Origin of the sequence: Streptomyces sp. NPDC048751 (assembly GCF_043198595.1) — a bacterium.
In the GTDB taxonomy this organism is placed as follows: domain Bacteria; phylum Actinomycetota; class Actinomycetes; order Streptomycetales; family Streptomycetaceae; genus Streptomyces.
The window spans coordinates 594,368-619,528 of sequence record NZ_JBICUX010000003.1 but is presented as its reverse complement, the minus strand read 5'-3'; the positions used below and the strand labels follow the sequence as shown (position 1 = coordinate 619,528).

Below are 25,161 nucleotides of genomic sequence, written 5' to 3'. Positions count from 1 at the left end.
GCCGAAAGATGGCGGGAAGTTGTAGTGTTTGGTTGTGGACCCGGAACACGCCCCCGTCAATGGACGGAAGAGGCCACAACGGCCACAGAAGTCACACCACGAAGTGGCCGAGGAGCTGCGCACCCGGATCAGGTCCGGTGTGCTGCGGCCGGGCGAGCGCATGCCCACCCAGGCCAAGCTGGCCGACGAGTTCGGGGTCGAGCGCGGAGCCGTACGCCAGGCCCTGCGCATCCTCCAGGCGGAGCACCTGCTCACCAACGTTTCGAAGGGCAGCCCGGCCACCGTCGCCCCGGACCTGGGGCGCGCCCGCGCCCTGGCCGGTCCGGCCGCCCCGCCGCTGCCCACCACCGTGGCCCTCACCCCGCGCATAGCCGAGGCGTTCACGGCCGCCCACGTCGAGATCGACGCCCTGTGTCTGACCTCCATCTCCCTCACGCTCGCCCTCGGCGAGGCGCTGCGCCGCATCCACGCGGGGGAGCTGAAACCGGCCAAGATCGACGTCCGGGTCCTGCTGCCCAGCCGGGACATCGACCTCGCCTTCCCGACGCTCGTGGACGCCGCCACCGAGCACAACCGGCTGCAGCACCGCTGGTTGGCCCAGCGCAACGCCCAGGGTCAGGTGCTGCGGCACAACCTGCTGGCGCTGCGCGCGACGCACGGCATCGACGTGCGGGTCACCTTCCGCGCGGTGCCCTTCACCCCGCCGGTGAAGCTGTATCTGCTCAACGGCTCCGAGGCGCTCTTCGCGTACTACACGCTCACGCGGCGCGAGCAGGAGATCGACCACGAGCAGCTGGAGATGTACGACGCCGAGGGCACCCGGTCGATGCTGTTCGCCTTCGCCCAGGGTGCCGGGCTGCGGGACACGACGTTCGTGGAGCAGTCCCACCTGTGGTTCAACGCGCTCTGGGAGACGATCAGTTCGGACCTGGTGCTCACGAGCTGATCGTCCCCCAGGGCGGCTGACCCGGGCGACCCGGATTCCTCACAGGGCGGGTCCCGCGACCAGGAGGGCGAGCACGACCGCCCCGACGGAGCTCACGGCCGGGCTCTTGGCCTTGATGCCGACGGTGAGCAGCATCAGGCCGATGAAGCCGGCGGCGCCGTACTTCACCTGGATGGCCTGTTCGAAGCCGACGATGAAGACGGCGGAGAGAATGGCGAGGGCAGGCATGATGGTTCCCCCTTAGGTGCTCCCGGGCGTTGTCGAGACGGAGGCAAAACTTCCGCCAACTTCATCAAGTTGGCAGCCAACTCTGTATATGTTGTCCCCACTTGGTGGCCACCTATAAACAACTTTCAAACAACTCCACATAGATGGATCAGAGTTGTAGCGTTTGGTCGTGACTCAGGAGAACGTGGCAGTGAACGGCAGCAGAAGAGTTTCGCCGCAGGAGATCGCCGACGTGCTCCGCGAACGGATCCGGGCCGGAGAGCTCAAGGCGGGGGACCGCCTGCCCACCCAGGCCGAACTCGCCGAGGAGTTCGGCGTGGAGCGCGGCTCGATCCGCCAGGCACTGCGGGCGCTCCAGGACGACGGGCTGCTCAGCAACGTGAGCAAGGGCAGCCCGCCGCGCATCGCCGAGCCGGCGCCGGCCCGCGAGGAACCCCAGCCCACGATGGTCGGGCTCGCGCCGCGACTGCTGGAGGCGTTCTCGGCGCGGCAGGTGCGCATCGACGTCGTCTGCCACACGGCGGAGACCCTGATGCTGGCGCTCGGCGAGTCGCTCCGGATGATCCACGAGGGCCGGATCCGCCCCGAGACGATCGACGTGCGCATTCTGGTGCCGTCCCGCGACATCAACCTCGCCTTCCCCGTCCCGGTCGAGGGCGACGGCGACCCGGTCCACCAGCGCTGGCTGTCGATGCGCAACGCCCAACTGCAGGTCCTGCGCCACAACCTGCTCACCCTGCGCTCCACGCACGGCATCGACGTCCACGTCGCCTTCCGCGCGCTGCCGTTCACCCCGCCGGTCAAGTTGTACCTGCTCAACGGGGAGGAGGCGCTGATGGGCTACTACACCCTCACCCGGCGGGAGGAGGAGTGGGGCAGCCAGACCCTGGACATGTACGACGTCCTCGGCGCCCAGTCGCTGCTCTTCTCCTTCGTCAAACGAACGGGTCAACGCGACGCCTCGTTCGTAAAGGAATCCCAGAAGTGGTTCGATGCCCTCTGGGAAACCATCACGTCGGACCTGACACTCTCCTAGTGACTTCTGAAGTGACTTCTGAGACCACGCGGTCCGAACGGGTGGCGGCGGACACCGGGAACGACAGCGACCGACTGCGACAGCTGATCACTCGTGCGCGAGTCGTGCTCTGGGACTTCGACGGGCCGATCTGCCGGCTGTTCGCGCGCCACAGGGCGGAGCAGGTGGCGGACGACCTCGTGGAGTGGCTGGAGAGCAGGGGTCTGCACGGCCTGTTGACGGACGCCGAGCGGGAGACCCTGGACCCGCAGATCGTCCTGCGCGCCCTGGACCGCCGGCACCCCGGCAGTGACCTGGTGGTGGAGTTGGAGGAACGTCTCACCCAGGAGGAACTGCAGGCCGCGGTGTCGGCCATGCCCACCGCGTACGCCGACATCCTGATACAGACCTGGACCGCGGTGGGCTCGCGCCTCGCGATCACCACGAACAACTCCCCGCGGTCCGTGGGCCGATACCTGGCGAGCCGGGGCCTGGTGTCCTGCTTCACCCCCCACGTCTACGGCCGCACCCAGGACCTGCACCTCCTCAAGCCCGACCCGCACTGCCTCAACCGCGCGCTGCGCGGCATGGGTTCGGCACCCTCGGACGCGCTGATGATCGGCGACACGCCCACCGACCTCGAGGCCGCCGCGAACGCCGGAGTGCCGTTCCTCGGCTACGCGCGCAACGAACGCAAGGCCAAGCTCCTCACGGACGCCGGCGCCGAGTGCGTCGTGGAAACCCTCGAACCCGTACTGGAGCTGGTCCGGGCCAAGCGCCCGTAGGTACCCACTTTTTTGTACGTACTTGGCACCGTCCGCCGTCCCGGCGAGGCTGTTCTCAGGTGGCCGACGGGGCCGCCGGGACGGGGGAGACGGAGGTGCGTTCGGCGAGTCTGTCCAGGCGGCGGTGGCCCCAGTCGGAGAGGGGCGCGATGGCCTCGGAGAGGTCTCGGCCGAAGTCGGTGAGGGAGTAGACGGTCTTCAGCGGCCGGACGTCGTGCACCTCGCGGTGCACGAGCCCGTCCTCCTCCATCTCGCGCAGTGCCTGAGTCAGCACCTTCTCGCTGAGCCCCGGCAGTAGCCGGCGCAGTTCAGCGGGCCGGTGCGGCCCGGACTCCAGCAGCCACAGCAGCGAGGTCTTCCACTTGCCGTCGATCACGGCGATCGCGGCGGTGACTCCACAGACGTTCGGGTTTTTGGCGCGCTCGCGTGTCATTCCCGTCCCATTCGTCAGCAAGTGCCCGTCTCGTTCATCGTAACTGTACTTATTTCCCTAGGAGTTGAAGCATGTCCTCCAAGCCTGCCGACCAGTCCGCCGGTCAGCCGACCGACCGGTTGGCCGTCACCGTTCTCGGTCTGGGCCCGATGGGCCGGGCGCTGGCCGGTGCGTTCCTGGACGCGGGGGTGCGCACCACGGTGTGGAACCGCACCCCGGGCCGGGACCGGGAGCTGGTGGAACGCGGGGCGTCAGGCGCCGCGTCCGCCGCCGAGGCGGTCGCCGCGAGCGCGCTGACCGTGGTCTGCGTGGTCAACTACGACGCCGCCGACGGCATCCTGCGCGACGAGCCGGTCACGGCCGCCCTCAAGGGCCGTACGCTCGTCAATCTCACCGCCGACACCCCGACCCGGGCCCGCGCCACGGCCGACTGGGCGGCCGCGCACGGCGTCCGCTACCTGGACGGCGCGATCATGACGCCGACCCCGAGCATCGGCACCCCGGACGCGGTGTTCATCCACAGCGGCCCCGAGGACCTCTACCGGGAGGTGCGTCCCGTCCTGGACGCCCTGGGCGGCACCCACACCCACCTCGGCACGGACATCGGCCGGGCCGCCGCCTACGACGTGGCCCTGCTCGACATCTTCTGGACGGCGATGGTCGGCTATGTGCACGCCCTGGCCGTCGCCCGGGCCGAGGGCATCACCGCTCGCGAACTCGCCCCCTTCGCCCAGGGCATCGGCGCGATCCTGCCGCCGCTGTTCGCGGAGTGGGCGGACGACGTCGACAGCGGCTCCTTCTCCGGCGAGGGCAACCCCATCACCTCCACCGTCTCCACCATGGCCCACGTCGTCGAGACCGCCGAGGCCCACGGCATCGACGCGAGCGTGATGCGCGCGGCCGAGGGCCAGGCCCGCCGCGTCATCGCCCGCGGCCATGGCGCGGACGGCTACACGCGGGTCGCGGAACTGCTCGGCGGCAAGTAGCCCGGTTTCCGGGCCGGGTCCGGCCGTCAGAACGGCAGGGGCCGTTCGTGCACCACGTCCAGCCGGGACACCGCCCGGGTCAGGACCACGTACAGCCGGTGGGCGCCCCGTTCCTCCGCCTCCGCGATCGCGGCGGGCTCGACGGCGACGACGTGGTCGTACTCGAGGCCCTTGACGAGGCCGGCCGGTACGAGGGTCAGGCGGGCGGCGGGGTCGTCGGGGCCCGCGGGCCCCAGGCCCGCCGCGTGCAGGGCCTCCCGCACCCGGGCGGTGTCCGCGTCCGCCGTGACGACGCCGACGGATCCCTCCTGCGCGAGGGCGTCGCGTACGGCGGCCACGACCGCGGCCGGCAGGTCGCCGTCGGCCTCGCGGAGGCGGAGTTCGCCGTCGCGGCGCAGGGAGCGGGCCGGCGGGACGTCGACGTCGAGGCGGTCGAGCAGCCGGTTGGCGAGGGTGAGCACCGCCTCCGGGACCCGGAAGCCGGTGGTCAGCGGGACCACCGGGGCGTCCGGCTTCCCCAGGTGGGCGAGGAGCGTCCGCCAGGACCGGGCGGCCCACGGCGTGGTCCCCTGCGCCAGGTCGCCGAGCACCGTCATCGAACCGAAGTCCGCCCGGCGCGCGATCGCCCGGCACTCCATCGGGGAGAGGTCCTGCGCCTCGTCGACGACGACATGCCCGTATCCCTCGGGACGCTCGATGAGCCCGGCCACCTCGTCGAGCAGGACCAGGTCGGCGGCCGACCAGCGCGCGGACTTCGGCGAGCGCGGCGGCCGCGTCCACAGCAGCGCCCGCTGCTCGTCGGCGTCCAGCAGGCCCTCCGCCGCCCGCGCCAGCTCCTCGGCGTCGGAGAGGAGCGGGGCGACGACCTCCTCGGGACGCACCTTCGGCCACACGGCGTCGACGTACGCGCTCAGCGCCCTGGCCCGTTCGAGCCCCCGCACCCACGCGTTGGGGGGCGGTCCGCTGCGACGCTCGGCCTGCTCCAGGATCCGCCGCACGATCCGCATCCGCACCCGCTCCCGCCCGACGCCGTACGGCGGCTCCTCCGCCCGTACGTCCGACACGATCCGCGCGAGCTCCTCGCCCGACACCCGCCAGCGGTAGGAGCCGTCCGGCACGGCGAGGTCGCCGGCGCCGGCGACGTCCACGCGCGCGTACAGCGCCCGCCGCAGCACCTCGGCCATGCGCGCGTCGTGCTTCACCCGGGCGGCCCGGTCGTCGTCGGCGCCGGTGACGGAGTGGCGTGCGATCTCGTCGGCGAGGGTGGACTGCCGTACGCCGGTCTCGCCGAGGGAGGGCAGCACCTCCGCGATGTAGGAGAGGAAGGTGCGGTTGGGGCCGAGGATGAGCAGACCGCCGCGCCGGATGCGCTGGGGGTGGGTGTAGAGCAGGTAGGCGGCGCGGTGCAGACCGACGGCCGTCTTGCCGGTGCCGGGGGCGCCCTGCACGCACACCGAGACCGTGAGGTCCTCGCGGACGAGGTCGTCCTGCTCCGGCTGGATCGTCGCCGCGATGTCGCGCATCGGGCCGACGCGGGGCCGCTCGATCTCCCGGGCGACGATGTCGCTCGGCCCGGACTCGCCCCGGCCCAGGTGCTCGTCCTCCAGACCGGTGAGGTCGGCGGAGTCGCCCCGGCTGCCCGGCGCCCAGCCGAAGCGGCGGCGGACGGCGACGCCCTGCGGTTCCCGGGCACTGGCCTGGTAGAAGGCGCGGGAGACGGGCGCGCGCCAGTCGACGACGAGGGGCGGGGAGGCGGGGTGCTCGCTGATCCGCAGCCGCCCCACGTGGTAGCTCAGCCCGTCGTGCTCGCCCCCGGCGAAGTCCAGCCGCCCGAAGAACAGCGGACCCTCGGGCAGTTCCTTCAACTCCTTGGCCCGGCTGCGCAGCCGGTACCCGAGGACCTCGGCGTCGGCACCGGAGGCGGAGACGTCCTCCCCGGTGACGACGTGTTCGTCGGCGCCTTCGATCATGGCGGCGAGTGCGGAACGGCAGGTGTCGTGGTGGGTGCGTTCGGCGCGCAGCTGGTGGTCGAGGCTCGTCGGCATGCACCGAGCGTACCCCTAAAAACGTGACCGGGTTAAATATTTTACCGAGGCTTAGATTCTTTCGTCTTCACCGAGGCCAGATTCTTCCGCGAGCCACGGCAGCCCCTTCTCCAGCAGCCCGAACGCCCGCTCCGCGGCTGCCACCGCGTCCTGCCGTACGTCCTCCAGCCGCTCACCGTCCGCGATCCGCCGCCAGTTCTCCAGCGCCAGGACCCGCTGTACGACGACGATCTGGGCGGCGGCGAGCCGTGCCGCCAGATCGCCGCCGAGGGCCTCGGCGAGCGCCGCCTCGGAACGCTCCTGATGGGCGTACATGCGGGTGGCCAGGGAGGGGGTGCCGTAGAGGAGCCTGTGGTAGGCCAGGACCTCGGGGTGGTCGTTGAGACCGGTGACGGGGTCGCGGCGGTCGAGACCGTCGAGGAAGTTCCGGCGCAGCGCCCCCAGCGGGGAGACGCCCTCGCCCGCCCCGGTGACGACCCGCGCCGCCTCGTCCTCGTGGTCGGCGATCCGGTGCAGGACGAGGTCCTCCTTGGCCGGGAAGTACCGGAAGAGGGTCGGCTTGGAGATCTCCGCCGCCGCGGCCACCTCGGCGACGGAGACCGCGTCGAACCCCTTCTCCAGGAACAGCCGGACGGCGATGTCCGACACCGCCTGGTACATCCGCTGCCGCTTGCGTTCCCGCAGCCCGATCTCACTCATGCCGCCGAGCCTACGCATCCCCCCGCGCGTGCCTCCCCCGGCCGGGCGACGGTCAGGCGAACGCCCGTGCCAGGCAGGGGGCGGTCGCGGTGCGGGTGGGCAGGCCCAGGGAGCCGGTGGCGGCCGCCAGGGTCATCGCGTAGGAGTCGACGGCGCGGCGGACGTTGGGGACGTCCAGGCTCGCGCCCGTCACCAGGCGGTCGAGGTCGATGTACGCGGAGCGCACGGTCTCGATCGAGCGGTAGACGGGCCAGTCCTGCGCCCAGTTCACGGTGTACTCGGGGGGCAGTGCCGCGGCCCAGCGGCGGAACATGCGGTCGCGGATCTCCGGCCGGGTCGGTGTGAGGTGCAGGTGCCGGACCAGGTCGTACAGGGGGTCCCCGACCACCGCCATCTCCCAGTCGATGATGGTCAGCGCGAGGGCGTCGTCCCGGCGGACCAGGTTCCACGGGTTGAGGTCGCCGTGCAGCAGGGCCGGTCTGCGCTCACTGACCGTCAGCCGGCCCAGGATCTGTGCCAGCCGGTGCGCGTCGGGCAGGCCGAGGTGCCGGGCCATGCGCTGGGTCTCCTCCGGCAACTCGGCGACCAGTTCGACGAGTTGTCCACACAGCCAGGTGAAGAAGCTGCCTTCCCCGGCGGCCGGGTCGACCTCCTTGTACCTCACGTGCCGCAGGGAGCAGAGCTGGTTCACGAGCCCGTCCGCCTCGTGCGGCAGCAGGCCGTGCACGGGGTGGTTCGGCGGGCGGTCGATGTCGGGCGGGCCGACGTAGGTCTGGACGGTGAAGGCCTCGTCGCCGTAGCTCCTGCCCAGGGCGAGGGCCCGGGGCGCGGCCACGTTCGCCGCCGAACCGTGGATCGCGTTGAGCACGGCGTGTTCGCTCAGGAAGCTGCGCTCGCGTCGGCAGACGTGCGGCAGCCGGCGCCGGACCACCACCGGGAAGTCCACGTCCGGCACCCGCACCACCGAGTTCAGGTGGGCGGTGCCCTTGAAGACCAGGTTCGCCGGAGCGGCCCCCTCGGCCAGCAGCGCGGCGCGTACGGCGGAGGCGGGGAAGTCGGGGCGGTGGGGGAGCCGGCGGTCGGGCTCGATGGCGAACGCCCGTGCGACCCAACCCCGATTGGTGCGCAGTCCCGCGTTGCGGGAGGCCAGCCAGCGGAACAGGGCCCGCTCGATCTCCGGCGCGTCCGGCACGCTCCCCAGCCCCAGGGGCCGCGTCGCCGCCCGGAGGGCGCGCAGCACCTGCCGCGTGGCGGTGGCCAGGCGCGCCTCGCCGGGCGCGTCCTCCAGTGAGCGCGCGGCGCGCATGACGTCGGGGTAGAGGGACTGCGCCCTCTCGAAGTCGACGTAGCGGGAGAGATCCCGGTGGATCCCGTTGGCGGCGGAGGGGCGGACCTGCCGCACGGCCTGCTCCCAGGCCCCGGTGACCTCGTCCCACTGGTCCTTCGGGTACCGCATGCGGACGAGGTGGGTGGCGAGGTCGTGAAGGGGGTCGCCGTAGCTGGCCAGCTCCCAGTCCACGAGGCGGAGGGGGGCGCCCTCGGAACGGCTCTCGACGATGACGTTGTCGCGGTGCAGGTCCGTGTGGAGCAGGGCGTACGGCCGCCGCGCCATGGACGGCACCCGCTCGGCGAGCCGGACGAGGGCGTCCTCGGGAATGCCGAGCGCCTTGAACAGCCCGCCGAAGACGGGCCAGTTGGGCTTGCGGACCTGCTCGTCGGCGAGCAGGGCCAGCGTCCTCAGGAAGCCCTGGCTGTCCGTGAGGTTGCGGGGCCAGACGGCGGGCAGCGGCGGCAGCGCGGCGCGGCGCACCTGGGTGGTGCGGGCGAGGAGTCCGGTCAGCTCCTGGACGCGGAGGGAGTCGACGGGCTTGTCGTCGGGGCAGACGGCGGACAGGGGCTCGCCCTCCGCGTACGTGTGGATGGCGAAGCCGTGGCCCTTGGCGAGGCAGCGCGGCACGTTCGGCAGCGTCCCGCCGATCGCGTCGAGGATCTTCGGCTCGTTCTCCCAGGTGCGGATCACCACGGGCAGCGTCCCGGGGCGCGGTGTCCGCACCATCACGGGGGTGCCCGGGTCCACACCCAGCAGCGGTGCGACCCGCTCCGTGGCCGGCAGGACGTGGTTCAGGTTGTGGTTCCCGCCGTTTTCCCGCCCCTGCTGCACGGCTCGTCCCACGAACTCGCCGAGGATCCCGTACGGCGCCGGGCGGCCTCCGTACACGGGACGGGGAGGAGGAGGTGCGCCCACTGGCCGCTCCGGGGTGCGAGACGAAGATGTGACGGACGGTATGCAAACGGTAAACACGCGGCGATTACTCCGCGCGCCGGCCACTCTTTTGCGTCAGGCATTGCGCGGGTGCTGCACGAGGCGCGTTCGAGGCTGGCCGGTTTTGTTCGCCATCCCATACGCGTGAACCGGAGCGGTTGCTCATTCGGTCCGCGCATGGTAGCGCACGCACCTCATGGCTCACTCAAGCCACTCCCACAACTCACCGCCCTCTCACTCCGGTTGATCACCCGTTTCGCTCGTCACGCGGCCGCATACGACGGGCCAGCCTGCGGCCCCACATCTGGCTCGGCGTTTCGACGTAACGGTGGGTCAGCCGGCACAGGGGCAGCAGCACGGCGAAGAACGCCACTTCGAGCGCGAGACTGTCCTGCCGCCGTCGGCCGATCGTGCTGTCGATCACCGCCAGCAGCACCGGATGCACCAGGTAGACCGAATAGCTGATCGTGCCCAGCGCGGTCAGCGTCCGCGGTATGCGCCGCCGGCGCGCCGCCAGCCCGGCGCCGAAGGTGAGCACGGCCAGCAGGAACGCGACGATCCAGCCGCGCCGTGTGAAGTGGTCGCCGTCGCCGTACCGGTACGCGCTCCCCACGGCACAGGCGACCACCACGACGGCGGTGCCGGCCGCACAGCGCCAGGTGCTCCGACCGTGCTCGGCGCGGTGGACGGCGGTGCCCAGGAACATCACGGCGAGGATCACCAGGCCCTCCCACATCGGGACCGTCCCGTTGAACGGGACCAGGACGAGCGCCGGCACGCCGCCCAGCACACCTCCGAACCCCCGCAGCACGGGTGACCCGGCACTCGCGCAGCAGATCGCGACCCCCATGGTGACCGAGGCGAACGCGATCAGCGGACCGGTACCGACCAGGCCGGACAGGGCGGAGGGCGGCAGCGCGACCCCCGCCGTCACGCTCACGGCGGCGAGCACGGCCACGACGACGGCGACCGCCGCGGACCGCTCGTGAACGCGGACCGTGAAGAGCGCGACGACCAGCAGGTAGAAGGCCATCTCGTACGAGAGCGTCCACAGGACGAGGAGGAGATTCGGTGTCCCGAGCAACTCCTGGAGCATGGTGACGTGGGCGACCGCCACCGCGGCGGCGCTCTGCCCGCCGAAGTCACGCAGCTCCGCGACGCCCAGGAGGTCCAGGGCGAGGACCACCGCGACGACAGCCGCCCACAGCGGGTACACACGGAAGATCCGACCGATCCAGAACGTCCGGACGCAGCCCCGGCGCTCCAGTGACGCGGGGATGATGTAGCCGCTCACCAGGAAGAACACCATGATGCCGTAGCGGCTGGTGTTGAACTGCGGCATCAGCTCCTGCCGGAAGTCCGCCATGAAGGTGTACGACGAGTGGTCGAACACCACGACGAGTGCGGCGACACCGCGCAACGCGTCGAGCCAGCCCGACCGCGAGGGACCGGCCGTCGTCATGGCCGCTGGTGATCCTGCTGTTGTTGTCACCTCACCGAGTCCAGCGGCCCGACCATTGTTCGGCAGTACCGTTCTGGCGTCCGAACAATGGGCCGGCGGGGGTGAGGGTGTGGCGGGTCGTCATGAGGTGCCGGTGGATCCGGCGGCGGGGCCGGTGCAGCGGTTCGCGTTCGAGTTGCGCAAGCTGCGGGCGGAGGCCGACGGGATCACCTACCGGGCCCTGGCCCAGCGGGCGGGCTACTCGGTGACCACGCTGTCGCAGGCCGCGGCCGGGGAGCAACTGCCCACCCTGCCGGTGGTCCTGGCCTACGTACGGGCCTGCGGCGGCGATGCGGCGCAGTGGGAGGCCCGGTGGCAGGAGGCGGTGGAGGAGTCAGCCGGTGACGGCTCTCGGGCCGACGACGGATCACGCGCGCCGTACCGGGGGCTGGCACGGTTCGAGACCGGTGACAGCGCCCTGTTCTTCGGCCGGGCCCAGCTCACCGCCGACCTGGTCGACCTGCTGCGCCGTCGGCGGTTCGCGGCGGTCTTCGGCCCCTCCGGCAGCGGCAAGTCCTCCCTGCTGCGGGCCGGCCTGATACCCGTCCTCCGCCAGGCCCAGGATCCCGGCCTGCGTCCGGCCGCGATCCGGATCCTGACCCCGGGCGAACGTCCCGCCCGCACCCACGCGCCCCTTCTCGCCCCCGCGGTCCCCGGCCCCGGCAGCGCCGGGACGGACACGTTCGTGATCGTCGACCAGTTCGAGGAGGTCTTCACCCTCTGCCACGATGCGACGGAGCGCGCTCGCTTCATCGATCTGCTGCTGGCCGCCCGGGAGCCCGAGAGCCGCTTACGGGTTCTGGTGGCGGTGCGCGGCGACTTCTACGGCCGCTGCGCCGAGCACCGGGGCCTGGCCGACGCACTGCGCGACGCCAACCTGCTGGCCGGTGCGATGAGCCCGGCGGAACTGCGCGACGCCGTCGTCAAGCCGGCCACGGCCGCAGGACTGACCGTGGAACGCGCCCTCACCACCCGACTGGTCGAGGAGGTCGCCGACGCGCCGGGCGGGCTGCCGCTGCTGTCCCACGCGTTGCTGGAGACCTGGCGCCGCCGCCGCGGCAAGACCCTGACCATGGCGGGCTACGAGGCGGCCGGATGCCTGGACGGCGCGATCGCCAAGACGGCCGAGGAGGTCTACGGCCGATTCAGTGAGGCCCAGGCGACCGCCGCCCGCCGGGTGCTGCTCCGCCTGGTCGCCCCCGGATGGGGGTCCCCCCGCTCGAGCGAAGCCGAGAGTGGGGAAGGCACCCCCGACACCCGCCGTCCCGTCGAGCGCGCGGAAGTGCCAGGCACCGGCCGCGACGACACCGTTCAGGTGCTGGAGGCACTCGCCGGGGCGCGGCTGCTCACCCTGGACGGCGACACGGTCGAGATGGCCCACGAGGCCCTGATCACGGCCTGGCCCCGGCTGCGCGGGTGGATCGAGGAGGACCGCGAACGCCTGCGTGTGCACCGGAACCTGACCGAGGCGGCCCACGCCTGGCAGGAACTGGGCCGCGAAACGGGCGCCTTGTACCGGGGGAGCCGGCTCGCCGTCGCCCAGGAACACTTCGACGGCGCCACGCGCGAGGACCTGACCGACGTGGAGCACGCCTTCCTCGACGCGAGCCGCGCCCACGAGCAGAAGGGCCGTCGCCGGTACCGGCTGATGCTCACGGCGCTCACCACCGCCCTGTGCCTCGCCCTCGTCGCCGCCGGCCTCGCCGTGCGGCAGCGGCAGAGCGCGGTCACCGCCCAGCACCTCGCCCAGTCCCGGCAACTGGCCGCCCAGTCCAGCGCACTGCTGGACACCGACCCCGATCGCGCCTCACTGCTCGCCGTCCGGGCCTACCGCACCAGCCCGACCCGCGAAGCCACCGCCGCCCTGTACGCCGCCGCGGCGTTACCGCTGCGCAAGCGCCTGGTCAGCGGCACCGAGCCCGTGCAGTCCATCGTCCTCAGCCCGGACGGACACACCCTCGCCGCCCAGAGCCGGGACGGCAAAGTGCGGATCTGGAACCTGCCCGAAGGCCGGCTCCGACGGACGTTCACCGGCGACCACATCGACGAAGTCCTGGCGTTCAGCCCCGACGGACGCACCCTCGCCGTCGCTACCGCCGGCAGCACCGGCGGGATGGACCTGTGGGATCCGGTCGCAGGCAGGAAGCTCAGCACCTTGACCCTCCCCGACGGTGCGGTGCGCGGGGCCGCCTTCAGCCCTGACGGCCGTACCGTGGCCGCCGCCTCGGCGAGCGCTGTACGGGTGTGGGACGTGGCCACCGGCCGCAAGCGGCACAGTTTCACGGGTCTCCCGGAGCCACAGGCGGTCGCCTTCGGCCCTGACGGACGTACCGTCGCCGCGGTGGTGAGCCGCAACGTCCCGGTCCGGGTGTGGGACGTGGCCACCGGCCGCACCCGGCCCGCCCACGGGAGCCGGATCGAGGGCACCGCGGTGGCTTTCAGCCCTGACGGCCGGACCTGCGCGGCCCTCCGCGCCGACGGTTCGGTGCAACTGCGGGAGGTGGCCACCGGCAAGGTCCGGCGCACCATCAGGGACGGTCCCGGCTCTGCGGACGAACTGGCCTTCGCCCCGGACGGGCGGACCCTCGCCATCCCGGGTCCGGGTGACAAGGTGCGGCTGTGGGACACCGTCTCCGGTGAGCTGCGGGCCACCGTGACCGCCGGTCACCACGGACGCGGGGCCATGAAGGTGGCCCTCGGCGCGGACGGCCGCACCCTGGTGACCAGCAGCAACGCGGACCCCACCATCCGCGTCCACCGCCTGCCCGCCGATCGCCCGCGGACCACTCTGCCGGGCCAGGCCGGCACGCACGTCGCAGACATGGCATTCAGTCCGGACGGACGCACGGTGGGCACGGTTCGCCAAGGGCCGCCCGGCCGTGGGGCGGTACAACTCTGGGATGTCAGGACCGGCGATCGCGAAGCCGCACTCGCGCTCGACGCCGACCCGGCACCCCAAGGGCAGCAACTGCCTTTCCCGGTTTCCCGCCTCGGGGCTGTGGGGTTCGGCCCGAACGGCCGTGCCCTGGCTGCCAGGGCCACCGAGAACGGGGTGATCGAGATCCGGGATGTCGCCACGGGCCGCCTTCGCCAAAGCCGTGCCCTGGCCGTCGGCGACACGGCGGTCCTCAGCCCCGACGGGACACGGCTCGCCCTCGTCGGCGAGAAGGGATCGGTGCGGATCTGGCACCTTCCGACCGGCGCACTGCACACCGCCCGTACCGGCCACGGCCAATCCGTCAGGGCGTTGGCGTTCACCCCGGACAGCCGCACCGTTGCCGTCTTGGACATCGAGGTCGGCGCCGATCAGGTCACGCTGCTCGACGCCGCGACCGGCCGCACACAGCGCACCATCAAGCCGAGCACCGGGAGTCTGCTGTCCCTCGCGTTCGGCCCGGACGGCCACACCCTGGCCACAAGCGGCAGTAACGGATCCGTGAAGACATGGGATGCGCGCACCGGTCGGCTTCAGGACAGCTTCGGAGTCAGCGGTGAGGTGGCGTCGCTGGCTTTCAGCCCCGACGGACGCACCCTGGCCGCAAGCAGCGCGAGAGGAGTCCAGCTGTGGGACCTCGCCACCAGCCAGGCCAGGCTCACCCTGCCGACCCGCTCGCTCGCAGGGGTGGCGTTCAGCCCGGACGGACGCACCCTGGCCATCAGCACGGGCGGCTCCGTCGGGCTGTGGGACGTCGACCTGCCTGATCCGGCCCGCGCGATCCACGCGGTCTGCGAGGCCGTCGACACGTGCTGGCCGGCCGCGTGACGCTCCGGTCTCGCTCAGTCCGAGGTGTCGCGCTGAGTGCCCGAGGCCATCTGCACAGGGGCGGCGGCGACCAGCAGTGCGGCGAACACGAGGGGGGCGGCTGTCTGGTACCCCATCCACACTTCGCCCCCGGCGCCGCTGCCCTGCCGCGCCAGCAGGAGGCCGGTCAGGGCCGCCACCACCCAGCCGCTGTCGTAGGCGATCATGAGCCGCGTGTAGGTGCGCATCGACCGGCTGCGCGTGTATCTGATCTCGATGCCGCCGCCGATCAACAGGGCTGTGCCTGAGACGACCATCAGCCAGGCCGACGTGCCGAGTAACCGGCCGAGCGGGGCAGCGCCGGCGATGCAGACAGCGGCGAGCAACACCTTGAAGGCGCCATCGGCGAGGGCTCCCACCGTCTGGCGAGTCACTCGTGCTGACACGACCTGGGCCATGAGCGTCCTCCTCGAAGCTCGCCCTGACTGGGCTGGTTCCGTAACGAGATTACGGCAATAATCAAATTATGAGAATGACAAGAGCGGAGGCCAAGGAACGCAACCGCCGCGCCTTGCTGGACGCCGCGTTCCAGGTCGTTTCCCGGGACGGCTACCGGGCCAAGCTGGATGAGATCGCCGAACGCGCCGACCTGACCACCGGTGCCATCTACTCCCTGTTCGGAAGCAAGAACGGCCTGGTGGTCGCCCTGGTCGCCGACTACCTGCGGCCGTACTACGAGGAGATCGAGCAGGCGGTCCCCCCTGGACTTGACCTGCTGGAAGCGGTCGACGCCTTTGCCCGGTACTACCGGCGCAGCTGTGACGCCCCGGACGCGCTGTCCGGCCTGTCGCTCCAGATCACCTTGCTGGACATGGCCCTGCACGACCCAGAGCTGGGGGCGCAGCTCGCCACGTCCGTCCGGTCGCAGGAAACTCACCTGATCGAACTGTTCGCCGGAAGGTCGCACAACGGGAGGGTGGTGACGCCGCAGCAGGCGCAACGTCTGACCACCGCGCTCAGGGCGCTGTTCGTCGGTCTCAGCCAGGGTGTCACCCTCGGCCTCGCCTCCGGCGCCGACGAACAGTACTTCGCCGACACCGCCCGCGCTCTGGCGTCCGGCATGTCCCTCATCGATCTGAACGCGGATGCTTCGTGATGGGCGGTCAGGGGCGCAGCCGCATCGTCAGGGTGGCGTGGCGCACTATTGCAAGCAGGTGCTTGCAATAGTTAGCGACGATGGTGCAAGGTGGAGGCATGGCATCGCTCAACGTCGGCAATCTCGGTGAGTACCTGCGCGAACAGCGGCGCACCGCGCAGCTGTCGCTGCGGCAGCTCGCCGACGCCGCCGGGGTGTCCAATCCGTATCTGAGCCAGATCGAGCGCGGGCTGCGCAAGCCGAGCGCGGAGGTGTTGCAGCAGGTCGCCAAGGCCCTGCGCATCTCCGCCGAGACGCTGTACGTACGCGCCGGCATTCTCGACGCCGAGCGCGACCGCGACGAGGTCGAGACGCGCGCCGTCATCCTCGCCGACCCCACGCTGACCGAGCAGCAGAAGCAGGCGCTGCTCCAGATCTACGAGTCCTTCCGCAAGGAGAACGGATTCGAGGTCGTCGCCGTCCGCATCGCGGAGAGCGACGGCGCGGCGGACGCCCAGGCCGGCGACGCGGCGATACGCGACACCCGCACCGCCGCCGACGACGGCACCGCCGTACGCCGTCCCCGCACGGCCGACGGCAGCGACGCCGATCCGCAGCAGACGGCCAGTTGACCGGACCAGGGGACCGGCCGCCCGACTGCGGACCACCAAAACCCTCAGCCGAACGTGAATCCGGGAGGACCATCACCATGGCCATCACCGACGACCTGCGCAAGACCCTGACCGACCCGACCCCCCTCTACTTCGCCGCCGGCACCGCCGACCTGGCCCTTCAGCAGGCCAAGAAGGTGCCCGGCCTGGTGGAGCAGCTGCGCACCGAGGCCCCGGCCCGCTTCGAGGCGGTCCGCAGCACCGACCCGAAGGCCGTGCAGGAGAAGGCCGCCGCCCGCGCCAAGGAGGCGCAGGAGACCATCCAGTCCAAGGTGGGCGAGTTCATCGGCACCATCGACGTCGACCTGAAGAAGCTGGGCAGCAACCTCGACGCCGACCTGAAGAAGATCGGCGAGACCGCCCAGGACCTCGCCCTGCGCAGCGTCGGCGTCGCCGCCGAGTACGCGGTCAAGGCCCGGGAGACCTACGAGAAGGTCGCCGAGCACGGTGAGCAGGCCGTGCGCACCTGGCGTGGCGAGGCCGCCGACGAGATCGAGGAGCTCGCCATCGTCGTCGAGCCGGAGCCCGCGCCGAAGACCGAGCCGAAGACCGAGGCGAAGCCCGCGCCGACCGCGGTCAAGGAGGCGCCGAAGCCCGCCGAGGCCAAGGCCCAGCCCGCCCCGGCGAACAAGCCCGCCGCCAAGAAGGCCCCGGTCGCCCGCAAGACCACCACCACCACGAAGAAGACCACGCCGCCGGCCAAGTGACGCCGCCGCGTCGGATCAGTGGCGACGGGCCGGGCACTTCCATGGTGTCCGGCCCGTTGTTCCGGGTAGTGGGCTTGCGGTTGCGGGTACCGTGACCGCGTAGTGACGAGCCGAAACAGGTGGTGGACGTTGTGCTGATGCAGGGGTTCGCAGGGTTCATGTGGCTGCTGAGTGTGGCCCTCATCCTGTTCAGCGGCTTTGCCTTGATCGACGCCGCCACCCGCCGCGAGGACGCCTATCGCGCGGCCGACAAGAAGACCAAGCCGTTCTGGCTGATCGTCCTCGGGCTCGCCTTCGTGGTGAACCTGATCTTCAACATCCTGTCGTTCCTGCCCATCATCGGCCTCGTCGCGACCATCGTGTACATGGTCGACGTACGCCCCGCCCTACGAGGCCTCTCGGGCGGCGGCCGCAGCCGCAGGGGCTCGAGCAGCGACGGACCGTACGGCCCCTACAACGGCGGCCGCTGAAGAGCGCCCGGCAAGGGGCGGAGCCGGCAACGGACTCCGCCTCAGCCCGCCCGCTCCAGCATCAGCACAGCCACGTCATCCGTCAGCTCCCCACCATTCAGCCGCCGCACCTCGTTCACCGCGGCCCGCAACAACTCCTCCCCCCGCAGCCCCTCAGCCAGCTGCCGACGCACGAGCGACACCATGCCGTCCTGACCGAGCCGCTCCCGGCCCTCACCGACCCGGCCCTCGATCAGCCCGTCGGTGTACAGCATCAGGCTCCACTCAGAGCCAAGCTCCACCTGCATACGCGGCCAGCGCGCACCCGGCAGCAGCCCCAGCGCGGGGCCGTTGTTGTCGTACGGCAACAGCTGGGCGGGCCGCCCGGGACGGGAGATCAGCGGAGCCGGATGCCCGGCCAGGCACAGGCCCGCGCGGCGACCGTCCGGTGCGATGTCCACCGTGCACAGCGTCGCGAAGATCTCGTCGTCGGAGCGCTCGTGCTCCAGGACCTGCTGAAGCGTCCCCAGCAGTTCGTCGCCGCACAGCCCCGCCAGGGTCAGCGCCCGCCACGCGATGCGCAGCTCCACGCCGAGCGCGGCCTCGTCGGGGCCGTGCCCGCAGACGTCGCCGATCATGGCGTGCACGGTGCCGTCGGGTGTGCGCACGGTGTCGTAGAAGTCACCGCCGAGCAGCGCGCGCGAGCGGCCGGGGCGGTAGCGGGCGGCGAAGCGGAGCGAGGAGCCCTCCAGCAGCGGCGTGGGCAGCAGGCCCCGCTCCAGGCGACGGTTCTCCTGAGCGCGCACCCGGCCCTCGGCGAGCCGCCGCTCGGCGGAGTCGGAACGCTTGCGCTCCACCGCGTACCGGATGGCGCGGCTCAGCAGCCGTCCGTCCAGTTCGTCGCGGAAGAGGTAGTCCTGGGCGCCGACGCGCACCGCCTCGGTGCCGCGCTCGGTGTCGCCGGACGCGGTGAGGGCCAGCACGGCGTGTCGGGGTGCCAGCTCCAGTACGTGCCGGAGCACGGCGAGCTCGTCGTCGCCCGCGTCACGGCCGGGCGCGGGCAGCGCCAGGTCGAGCAGGATGCAGTGGACGTCGTCGGTGAGCAGTCGCTCGGCCTCGGTGAGGTTGCGGGCGGTGCGCACACGGATCGGCTTGCCTGCCGAGTCCAGCAGATCGGGCACGATCGGCGAGCCGCCGGGATCGTCCTCGATCAGCAGCAGTGTCAGGTTCGTCTGGGTGGCGCCGTCCGCCACGTCTTCGTTGCTCGTGGCTTCTTCCTTGGAGGGAGTGACGCCTGCGGGCGCGGGCTGCGCCTGACCACACTCCACGGCCGGGATCGCTCTCTGCCGCGGTATCGGTACGGGCATTGTCCTGAGTTCCTTCCCTCCCCCCGAGGGCTGGCTAGGGCGAGGGACCTCGCCCCACCGACGGGGACCATAGCGGTAGAGAGTGCCGCAGCGGAATGGCAGGAGACACCCGGCTTCACGCCAGACCACTGTCATATGCCGCTTTATGGAGCGCAGTTGGACACGTGGGTCACCAGGGAGGGATGACGAAGGTCACGTCCCCCCGGAGTTTGGTGGCCGATCGGCGTGTGCTGGGTCACGTGGCCCGGGTCTCATCTCCGCGCTGCATGTGGACAGATGGGCCGTAAGGCTCGAAATGGTGCGGCTCACATCCGGGGCCCGGCATCTCACCTCACGCGTCCGGCCGCACCACGCCCAGGATCGGCATCGAGCCCGCGCCCGCGATCGTCACGGTCCGCCCCGGCCGGGGAGCGTGGACCATGTTGCCGTCGCCGATGTACATCGCGACATGGCTGGCGTCGTCGAAGTAGATGATCAGGTCGCCGGGGCGCATGTCCTTGACGTCGACGTGCGGCAACTGCCGCCACTGTTCCTGCGAGGTGCGCGGGATGCCGTGGCCGGCCGCCGCCCACGCCTGTGAGGTCAGCCCGGAGCAGTCGTACGAATCGGGCCCCTCGGCGCCCCACACGTACGGCTTTCCTATCTGGGCCGTCGCGAACTCCACGGCCTTCTCGCCCTGCTCGGTCGAGGTGCCGCCGACCTCCTCGATGGCGCCCGAGTCCAGCCAGGCGGTCTGCGCCTTGTCGGCGGCCTCCTTCTCCAGCTGGGCCAGGCGCTCCTTCTCCTTCTTCTCCAGCTGGGACTCGAGCTTCTCGGCCGCCGCGATCTGCTTCTCGATCCTCTTCTGCGCCTCGGCCTTGGTCTTGCGGTTGGACTCCATCTTCTGCCACTGGGCGGAGGCGTCCGTGGAGTACTGCTCCAAGTCCTGCTGGGTGCGGGTCAGTTCGGCGAGGAGCCCCTTCGTGGCGCGCTGGCCCTGCTGGACGCGGCCCGCGCCGTCGAGGAACGCCTGCGGGTTGTCGCTCAGCATCAGGTGGGCCTCGTCGGGCAGTCCGCCCGTGCGGTACTGGGAGCGGGCCGCGGCGCCCGCGCGGTCCTTCAGCTCGTCCAGCCTCTCCCGGCCCCTGACGATCTTCTTGGCCAGCGCGACGATCTCGGCCGACTGCTTCTCGGCCTTCTCCTCGGCGGCGTTGTAGGCGTCGGTGGCCACGGCCGCGTCGTGGTAGAGCGCGTCCAGCCGCTCGCGGACGGCCTCGAGGTCCTTGCCGGGCTTGGGGGCCGGGGTCGGGACCCTGGTGGCCGGCGGCGGTGTGGAAGTCGGCGACGGCGTGCCGACCGGGGTCGGTGTGCGGGTCGGGCTCGCGAACGCCGTGCCGGGTGCCCCGAGCACGGTGGCCGCGCAGACGACGGTCACAGCCATCGCCAGAAGGCCGCGCTTGCCCCGTCCCATACCCCATCCCCCAAACTGATTAACCGTCAGTAACATACGGTCGCCTGAGGGATCGTGCCATGGCGTGGCGCAAAACGACAGGGGGAAGGCTTCCCTCGTTTCTCTCCCCGCTCGCTGCCCTTTTTCCTCCCCCGCAGGGCGATCTCCCCACCTGTGTGACGACCGACTCACGGAGATCGTTCCCGGCAGGTCGGAGAGGGTGGGCGGTGTGGGCGGGCAGGCAGCCTGAGGGGGCGGGCGGTGAGAGCGTGCAGCGTCAGACGCGCGGTGCCAACGCCCCCCACGGCACCGTCACTTCCCCCTGCCGCCAGCGCACCGGCCCGTCCGTCACGGGCCAGTCGGCCGTGAGGTCCCGTACCGCCCTGATCCAGCGCTGACGGGCGCCGTACGAGGCGTAGGGCGCGGCGGCCGCCCAGGCGCGGTCGAAGTCGCGGAGGAAGGCGTGCACCGGTTCGCCGGGGACGTTGCGGTGGATGAGTGCCTTCGGCAGGCGCTCCGCGAGGTCGGAGGGCCGCTCCAGGGAGCCCAGCCGGGTCGCGAACGTCACCGTGCGCGGGCCCTCGGGGCCGAGCGCGACCCACACGTGCCGCCGCCCGATCTCGTCGCACGTCCCCTCGACCAGCAGCCCGCCCCGTGTCCCGCGTGCCGGGTCGGCCGGCGCGAGCCGCGCGCACAGCCGCTCCCAGACCGCGGCGACCTCGTCCTCGTCGTACTGCCGCAGCACATTGGCGGCGCGCACGAGATGCGGCCGCTCGGGGATCGGGATCTCGAAGCCGCCGTGCCGGAAGGCGAGCCCCTCGCGCGCGTACGGCCGCGCGGCCGCGACCCGGGCCGGTTCGATCTCGACGCCCACCACGCGCGCGTGCGGTGCGACCGAGCGCAGACGCGTGAGGAGTTCGACGGCGGTCCAGGGAGCCGCTCCGTACCCGAGGTCGACCGCGACGGGATCGCCGGCCCGCCGCAGCTCACCGCCGTGCGTCGCCGCGATCCAGCGGTCCATGCGGCGCAGCCGGTTCGGATTGGTGGTCCCGCGCGTGACCGTGCCCACGGGGCGGGGGGTGGCGCGGGATGGCATGCGTATGAGGGTAGGCGGAGGAGGAAGGGGTGAAGGGCCGAAGCGCTACGTGACGCACCCCACGGCTTCTCGTGACGCACTCCACGGCCTCTCCTGACGCACCCCACGCTCGAACGGTTGAGCGACATTGAGTAATGCACCGGCAAAATGTACGAAGCCCGGAATGGCAGGCGCTTCCTCCGGTGTTGCACCACGTTGGAGGCTCTCACGTGCCCTCCCCCGCCTGCCCGCAGCAAGGAGGAACGCCAGGTGAGCCACTACGTCAGCAGGCTCGGGCGTCGCTCCCCGGCGGCACCCTCGCGGCTGCGCCTGCACCGCCGCCCCCGCCGCGTCGCGATGCTCTCCGTGCACACCTCCCCGCTCCACCAGCCCGGCACCGGCGACGCCGGCGGCATGAACGTCTACATAGTGGAGCTCGCCCAGCGCCTCGCCGCCCTGGGCATCGAGGTCGAGATCTTCACGCGGGCCACGACGGCCGCCCTCCCGCCGACCGTGCAGATGGCCCCCGGCGTACTCGTCCGCCACATCGACGCGGGCCCGTACGAGGGCCTGGCCAAGGAAGAGCTCCCCGGCCAGCTGTGCGCCTTCACCCACGGCGTGATGCAGGCATGGGCCGGCCACCGCCCCGGCTACTACGACCTCGTCCACTCCCACTACTGGCTCTCCGGCCACGTCGGCTGGCTCGCCGCCCAGCGCTGGGGCGCCCCCCTGGTGCACGCCATGCACACCATGGCCAAGGTCAAGAACGCCAACCTGGCCGACGGCGACACCCCCGAACCCGCCGCCCGCGTCATCGGCGAGACCCAGATCGTCGACGCCGCCGACCGTCTCATCGCCAACACGGCGGAGGAGGCCGACGAACTCGTACGGCACTACCACGCGGACCCCGACAAGGTCGCCGTCGTCCACCCCGGCGTCAACCTCGACCGCTTCCGCCCCGCCGACGGCCGCGCCGCCGCCCGCGCCCGCCTGGACCTCCCACAGGACGCCCTGGTCCCGCTCTTCGCGGGCCGCATCCAGCCCCTCAAGGCCCCCGACATCCTCCTGCGCGCGGTGGCGGTACTGCTCGACGAGCGCCCCGAGCTGCGCTCCCGCATCGTCGTCCCCGTGGTCGGCGGCCCCAGCGGCAGCGGCCTCGCCAAGCCGGAGGGCCTGCAGAAGCTGGCCGCGCGCCTGGGCGTCGCCGACGTCGTACGGTTCCGCCCGCCTGTCGGCCAGGACCAGCTGGCGGACTGGTTCCGCGCCGCGTCCCTCCTGGTCGTCCCCTCCTACAGCGAGTCGTTCGGCCTGGTCGCCATAGAGGCGCAGGCGACCGGCACGCCGGTGCTCGCCGCCTCGGTCGGCGGCCTGCCGGTGGCCGTACGCGACGGCGAGACCGGCTTCCTGGTGCAGGGCCACGATCCCGCCGCCTACGCGCGCGTGCTGGCCGATTTCGCGGACCGCCCCGAGCTGGCGTCCCGCATGGGCGCGGCCGCCGCCCGGCACGCCCAGTCCTTCGGCTGGGACACCTCGGCCGCCGCCACCGCCGACGTCTACACGGCCGCGATCCAGGCCCACCGCCGTCGCGTACGCTCCCACCATGGGTGATGTCGAGAAGACCGCACAGCTCATCGAGGAGTTCCTGGCGGACGCCGAACTCGAGTCGGAGAGCCCCGACCCCGGCACCTACGTCGTCCAGCTCCCCGGCACCCGCAAGCTGAAGACGACGGTCTCCCTCCGGGTGGGCCGCCACTCCCTCTCCCTGAACGCCTTCGTCATCCGCCACCCCGACGAGAACGAGGCGGGCGTCCACCGCTGGCTCCTGGAGCGCAACCTCAAGCTGTACGGGGTGAGTTACGCCGTCGACCACCTCGGCGACGTCTACGTCACCGCCAAGCTCCCGCTCTCCGCCGTGACCCCCGACGAGATCGACCGCCTCCTCGGCCAGGTCCTCGAAGCCGCCGACGGTGCCTTCAACACCCTCCTCGAACTCGGCTTCGCCACCGCCATCCGCAAGGAGTACGAATGGCGGGTGTCACGCGGCGAATCCACCCGCAACCTGGACGCGTTCGCGCACCTGACGCGACGGGCGGGGGCGGGGGAGGGGTAGAGACCGGAATCAAGCCTGATCAGGCGCGCCGAGTCACTCGGGATTGGACGGCTCGGGGTGTGACGACTCGGGACTGGACGGCTCGGGGTCGGGCCGGTCGGGCTTGTCGAGCTGATCCGCGAACGCACGCAGCGCGTCGGCCAGTTCCTTCTTCGTGGGCAGCTGGTCGACCTTCCGGTCGAGTTCCTTGATGCGCCGGTTGAGCTCGTCGAGGTCGGCCGGCGGGTCGCTGGGGTCGGGGCTGCCCGGGTCGTCCGACGGTATCGGCGGGTCGGTCACCTCGGTGGAGCTCGGGTCCGGCCAGGGCGGGCTGGGGTTCGGGCTCGGCACGTCACCGCTGCTGCCGTCGCCGTCCGTTCCGCCGCTGCCGCCGTCGGGCTGGTCGCCCTGCGGTTCGCTGTACGACGTGCTCGGTTCGGGCGACGGACTCCCGTTCGACGTGGCCGCGAGCGCCACACCGACACTCAGGGCCACCAGGGCCGCCGCCCCCGCGACGGCGGCCGAGACACGCCTGACCCGCAGGGTGCGCCGGGCGGACGAGGTGGGGGACTCCTGCGGTTCGTGTACGCCTTGTGAGCTCTGTGTCTCATCCATGAATACGACGCTATCCGGCGGCACGCGGCGGACGTACGGCTTCCGCCGATCCCCGTACTGCCCCTACTGCCTCTGCCGTCCGTCCCGCCCCTACCGCCTCTACCGTCCGTACCGCCCCGGTGTCACCCCGACCAACTTCCGGAAGTGACGGGTGAGATGGGCCTGGTCGTAGAACCCGGCCGCCGCGGCGACCTCCGCCGGGGACCGCCCGTCGAGCAGCAGCCGACGGGCCAGGTCGACGCGGCGGGCGGTGAGGTACTGGTGCGGTGCGATGCCGTACGCGCCGCTGAACGCCCGTACGAGATGGGCGGGGTGGGCCTGGACGACGTCGGCGGCCCGCTCCAGGGAGATGCCCTGGACGACGTACGCGTCGAGGAGTTCCCGCAGCCGGCGCGCGAGGGCGGGGTCGGGGCGCGGAGCCCGTACCGTGCGCCGGAAGTGGTCCCGCAGCCGCTCCCCGATCAGCGTCAGCCTGCTGTCCGCCTCCAGTTCGTCGCCGGGCCGGGCCAGTGCCGTGTGCAACTGGCCCACCCGCCGCCGCAGTACGGGGTCCGCCAGGTCGGGCGCGTCGACGGCGGGCCCGATGAGGTCGTCGGTGAGGTGGGTGGCGTCCAGGTAGATGACCCGCTTGCGGAAGCCGTGCGGGGTGGCGGGCGAGCCGTTGTGCGGGACGTGCGGCGGCAGCAGGGACACCGTGTCGTGCGGAGTGCCGTGCTCGTGCCGGTCGAGGTCGTACCGTACGGCGCCGTCGTCCACGATGAGCAGCGTCCACGCCTCGTGCACGTGCATCGGGTAGGCGTGCTCGGTGAAGTGGGCGTGGAAGACCTCCACGACACCCGGGATCCGGGGGCGCCAGGCGGAGACTTCCTGGTGAGCCGCTGGTTTGGCCGCCATGCAAAGAACGTACAAGACGGTGTCGTACGACGGTCGGCAGTCTCAGTGCATGAGCACGACTACGAGCACGAGCCCGACCACGAGCAC

23 protein-coding genes are annotated in these 25,161 nt (G+C 71.7%); 11 read left to right on the top strand and 12 right to left on the bottom strand.

What is annotated here, in order from left to right:
• Window positions 1-28: 28 nt before the first annotated feature.
• Window positions 29-946 (top strand): winged helix-turn-helix domain-containing protein, encoded by a 918-nt coding sequence (locus tag ACGFNV_RS14565; protein ID WP_393622363.1) that lies wholly within the window; start codon window positions 29-31, stop codon window positions 944-946.
• Between the two features lie 39 nt (window positions 947-985).
• Here ACGFNV_RS14565 and ACGFNV_RS14560 read toward each other — a convergent pair whose 3' ends face one another.
• A complete protein-coding gene (locus ACGFNV_RS14560; protein WP_393622362.1) occupies window positions 986-1,174 on the bottom strand; it encodes a hypothetical protein in 189 nt (62 codons plus the stop codon).
• A 163-nt stretch (window positions 1,175-1,337) separates the two neighbouring features.
• Between ACGFNV_RS14560 and ACGFNV_RS14555 the strand changes: the two genes are divergently transcribed.
• Window positions 1,338-2,210 (top strand): FadR/GntR family transcriptional regulator, encoded by an 873-nt coding sequence (locus ACGFNV_RS14555; protein WP_393622360.1) that lies wholly within the window; start codon window positions 1,338-1,340, stop codon window positions 2,208-2,210.
• Window positions 2,211-2,251: 41 nt separating this feature from the next.
• Entirely contained in the window at window positions 2,252-2,974 is a 723-nt protein-coding gene (locus ACGFNV_RS14550) for an HAD family hydrolase (RefSeq protein WP_393622530.1), read from the top strand.
• Window positions 2,975-3,029: 55 nt separating this feature from the next.
• Here the strand turns inward: ACGFNV_RS14550 and ACGFNV_RS14545 are convergent, their stop codons facing one another.
• Window positions 3,030-3,407 (bottom strand): winged helix-turn-helix transcriptional regulator, encoded by a 378-nt coding sequence (locus ACGFNV_RS14545; RefSeq protein ID WP_393622358.1) that lies wholly within the window; start codon window positions 3,405-3,407, stop codon window positions 3,030-3,032.
• A 71-nt stretch (window positions 3,408-3,478) separates the two neighbouring features.
• Between ACGFNV_RS14545 and ACGFNV_RS14540 the strand changes: the two genes are divergently transcribed.
• Window positions 3,479-4,393 carry an NAD(P)-dependent oxidoreductase gene (locus ACGFNV_RS14540; protein ID WP_393622357.1) on the top strand — a complete coding sequence of 305 codons (915 nt, stop codon included), beginning with the start codon at window positions 3,479-3,481 and terminating at the stop codon, window positions 4,391-4,393.
• A gap of 26 nt (window positions 4,394-4,419) precedes the next feature.
• Here ACGFNV_RS14540 and ACGFNV_RS14535 read toward each other — a convergent pair whose 3' ends face one another.
• The 4 genes from ACGFNV_RS14535 to ACGFNV_RS14520 all read right to left on the bottom strand — a co-directional run bounded on the left by ACGFNV_RS14535 (window position 4,420) and on the right by ACGFNV_RS14520 (window position 10,862).
• Entirely contained in the window at window positions 4,420-6,438 is a 2,019-nt protein-coding gene (locus tag ACGFNV_RS14535) for a HelD family protein (RefSeq protein WP_393622355.1), read from the bottom strand.
• 51 nt (window positions 6,439-6,489) lie between these two features.
• Window positions 6,490-7,137: a TetR family transcriptional regulator gene (locus ACGFNV_RS14530; RefSeq protein WP_393622354.1), complete on the bottom strand. Its 648-nt coding sequence runs from the start codon at window positions 7,135-7,137 to the stop codon at window positions 6,490-6,492.
• A 52-nt stretch (window positions 7,138-7,189) separates the two neighbouring features.
• A complete protein-coding gene (locus ACGFNV_RS14525; RefSeq protein WP_393622352.1) occupies window positions 7,190-9,382 on the bottom strand; it encodes a phosphotransferase in 2,193 nt (730 codons plus the stop codon).
• A 265-nt stretch (window positions 9,383-9,647) separates the two neighbouring features.
• A complete protein-coding gene (locus tag ACGFNV_RS14520) occupies window positions 9,648-10,862 on the bottom strand; it encodes an acyltransferase family protein (RefSeq protein WP_393622351.1) in 1,215 nt (404 codons plus the stop codon).
• A gap of 109 nt (window positions 10,863-10,971) precedes the next feature.
• Here ACGFNV_RS14520 and ACGFNV_RS14515 point away from each other — a divergent pair, with 109 nt between their 5' ends.
• Window positions 10,972-14,664, top strand: a complete 3,693-nt coding sequence (locus tag ACGFNV_RS14515; protein ID WP_393622350.1) for a helix-turn-helix domain-containing protein — start codon at window positions 10,972-10,974, stop codon at window positions 14,662-14,664.
• Between the two features lie 14 nt (window positions 14,665-14,678).
• On the opposite strand, the gene ACGFNV_RS14510 is transcribed toward ACGFNV_RS14515, so the two are convergent.
• Window positions 14,679-15,101, bottom strand: coding sequence for a hypothetical protein (locus ACGFNV_RS14510; protein ID WP_393622348.1), 423 nt, complete (start codon window positions 15,099-15,101; stop codon window positions 14,679-14,681).
• Window positions 15,102-15,175: 74 nt separating this feature from the next.
• Here ACGFNV_RS14510 and ACGFNV_RS14505 point away from each other — a divergent pair, with 74 nt between their 5' ends.
• The 4 genes from ACGFNV_RS14505 to ACGFNV_RS14490 all read left to right on the top strand — a co-directional run bounded on the left by ACGFNV_RS14505 (window position 15,176) and on the right by ACGFNV_RS14490 (window position 17,626).
• Window positions 15,176-15,799, top strand: coding sequence for a TetR/AcrR family transcriptional regulator (locus tag ACGFNV_RS14505; protein WP_393622346.1), 624 nt, complete (start codon window positions 15,176-15,178; stop codon window positions 15,797-15,799).
• A gap of 98 nt (window positions 15,800-15,897) precedes the next feature.
• The gene (locus ACGFNV_RS14500) at window positions 15,898-16,410 is read left to right on the top strand and encodes a helix-turn-helix domain-containing protein (protein WP_393622344.1); all 513 of its coding nucleotides are present in this window, start codon (window positions 15,898-15,900) and stop codon (window positions 16,408-16,410) included.
• A 77-nt stretch (window positions 16,411-16,487) separates the two neighbouring features.
• A complete protein-coding gene (locus tag ACGFNV_RS14495; protein ID WP_393622343.1) occupies window positions 16,488-17,156 on the top strand; it encodes a hypothetical protein in 669 nt (222 codons plus the stop codon).
• Window positions 17,157-17,293: 137 nt separating this feature from the next.
• The gene (locus tag ACGFNV_RS14490) at window positions 17,294-17,626 is read left to right on the top strand and encodes a DUF2516 family protein (RefSeq protein WP_393622341.1); all 333 of its coding nucleotides are present in this window, start codon (window positions 17,294-17,296) and stop codon (window positions 17,624-17,626) included.
• 41 nt (window positions 17,627-17,667) lie between these two features.
• Here the strand turns inward: ACGFNV_RS14490 and ACGFNV_RS14485 are convergent, their stop codons facing one another.
• From ACGFNV_RS14485 to ACGFNV_RS14475, 3 genes are all read right to left on the bottom strand, one after another.
• Window positions 17,668-18,972: a PP2C family protein-serine/threonine phosphatase gene (locus tag ACGFNV_RS14485; RefSeq protein ID WP_393622339.1), complete on the bottom strand. Its 1,305-nt coding sequence runs from the start codon at window positions 18,970-18,972 to the stop codon at window positions 17,668-17,670.
• A 331-nt stretch (window positions 18,973-19,303) separates the two neighbouring features.
• Entirely contained in the window at window positions 19,304-20,422 is a 1,119-nt protein-coding gene (locus ACGFNV_RS14480; RefSeq protein ID WP_393622337.1) for an NlpC/P60 family protein, read from the bottom strand.
• Between the two features lie 256 nt (window positions 20,423-20,678).
• Entirely contained in the window at window positions 20,679-21,497 is an 819-nt protein-coding gene (locus ACGFNV_RS14475) for a class I SAM-dependent methyltransferase (RefSeq protein WP_133929118.1), read from the bottom strand.
• Between the two features lie 249 nt (window positions 21,498-21,746).
• Here ACGFNV_RS14475 and mshA point away from each other — a divergent pair, with 249 nt between their 5' ends.
• Window positions 21,747-23,084, top strand: a complete 1,338-nt coding sequence (gene mshA, locus ACGFNV_RS14470) for a D-inositol-3-phosphate glycosyltransferase (protein WP_393622335.1) — start codon at window positions 21,747-21,749, stop codon at window positions 23,082-23,084.
• A complete protein-coding gene (locus ACGFNV_RS14465; RefSeq protein WP_393622333.1) occupies window positions 23,077-23,586 on the top strand; it encodes a YbjN domain-containing protein in 510 nt (169 codons plus the stop codon). The genes mshA and ACGFNV_RS14465 overlap by 8 nt, the downstream gene beginning before the upstream one ends.
• Window positions 23,587-23,619: 33 nt before the next feature.
• On the opposite strand, the gene ACGFNV_RS14460 is transcribed toward ACGFNV_RS14465, so the two are convergent.
• Together ACGFNV_RS14460 and ACGFNV_RS14455 are read right to left on the bottom strand one after the other, a co-directional pair.
• Window positions 23,620-24,180, bottom strand: coding sequence for a hypothetical protein (locus ACGFNV_RS14460; protein WP_393622332.1), 561 nt, complete (start codon window positions 24,178-24,180; stop codon window positions 23,620-23,622).
• 99 nt (window positions 24,181-24,279) lie between these two features.
• Window positions 24,280-25,074 carry an AraC family transcriptional regulator gene (locus tag ACGFNV_RS14455; protein ID WP_393622330.1) on the bottom strand — a complete coding sequence of 265 codons (795 nt, stop codon included), beginning with the start codon at window positions 25,072-25,074 and terminating at the stop codon, window positions 24,280-24,282.
• Window positions 25,075-25,161: the final 87 nt, after the last annotated feature.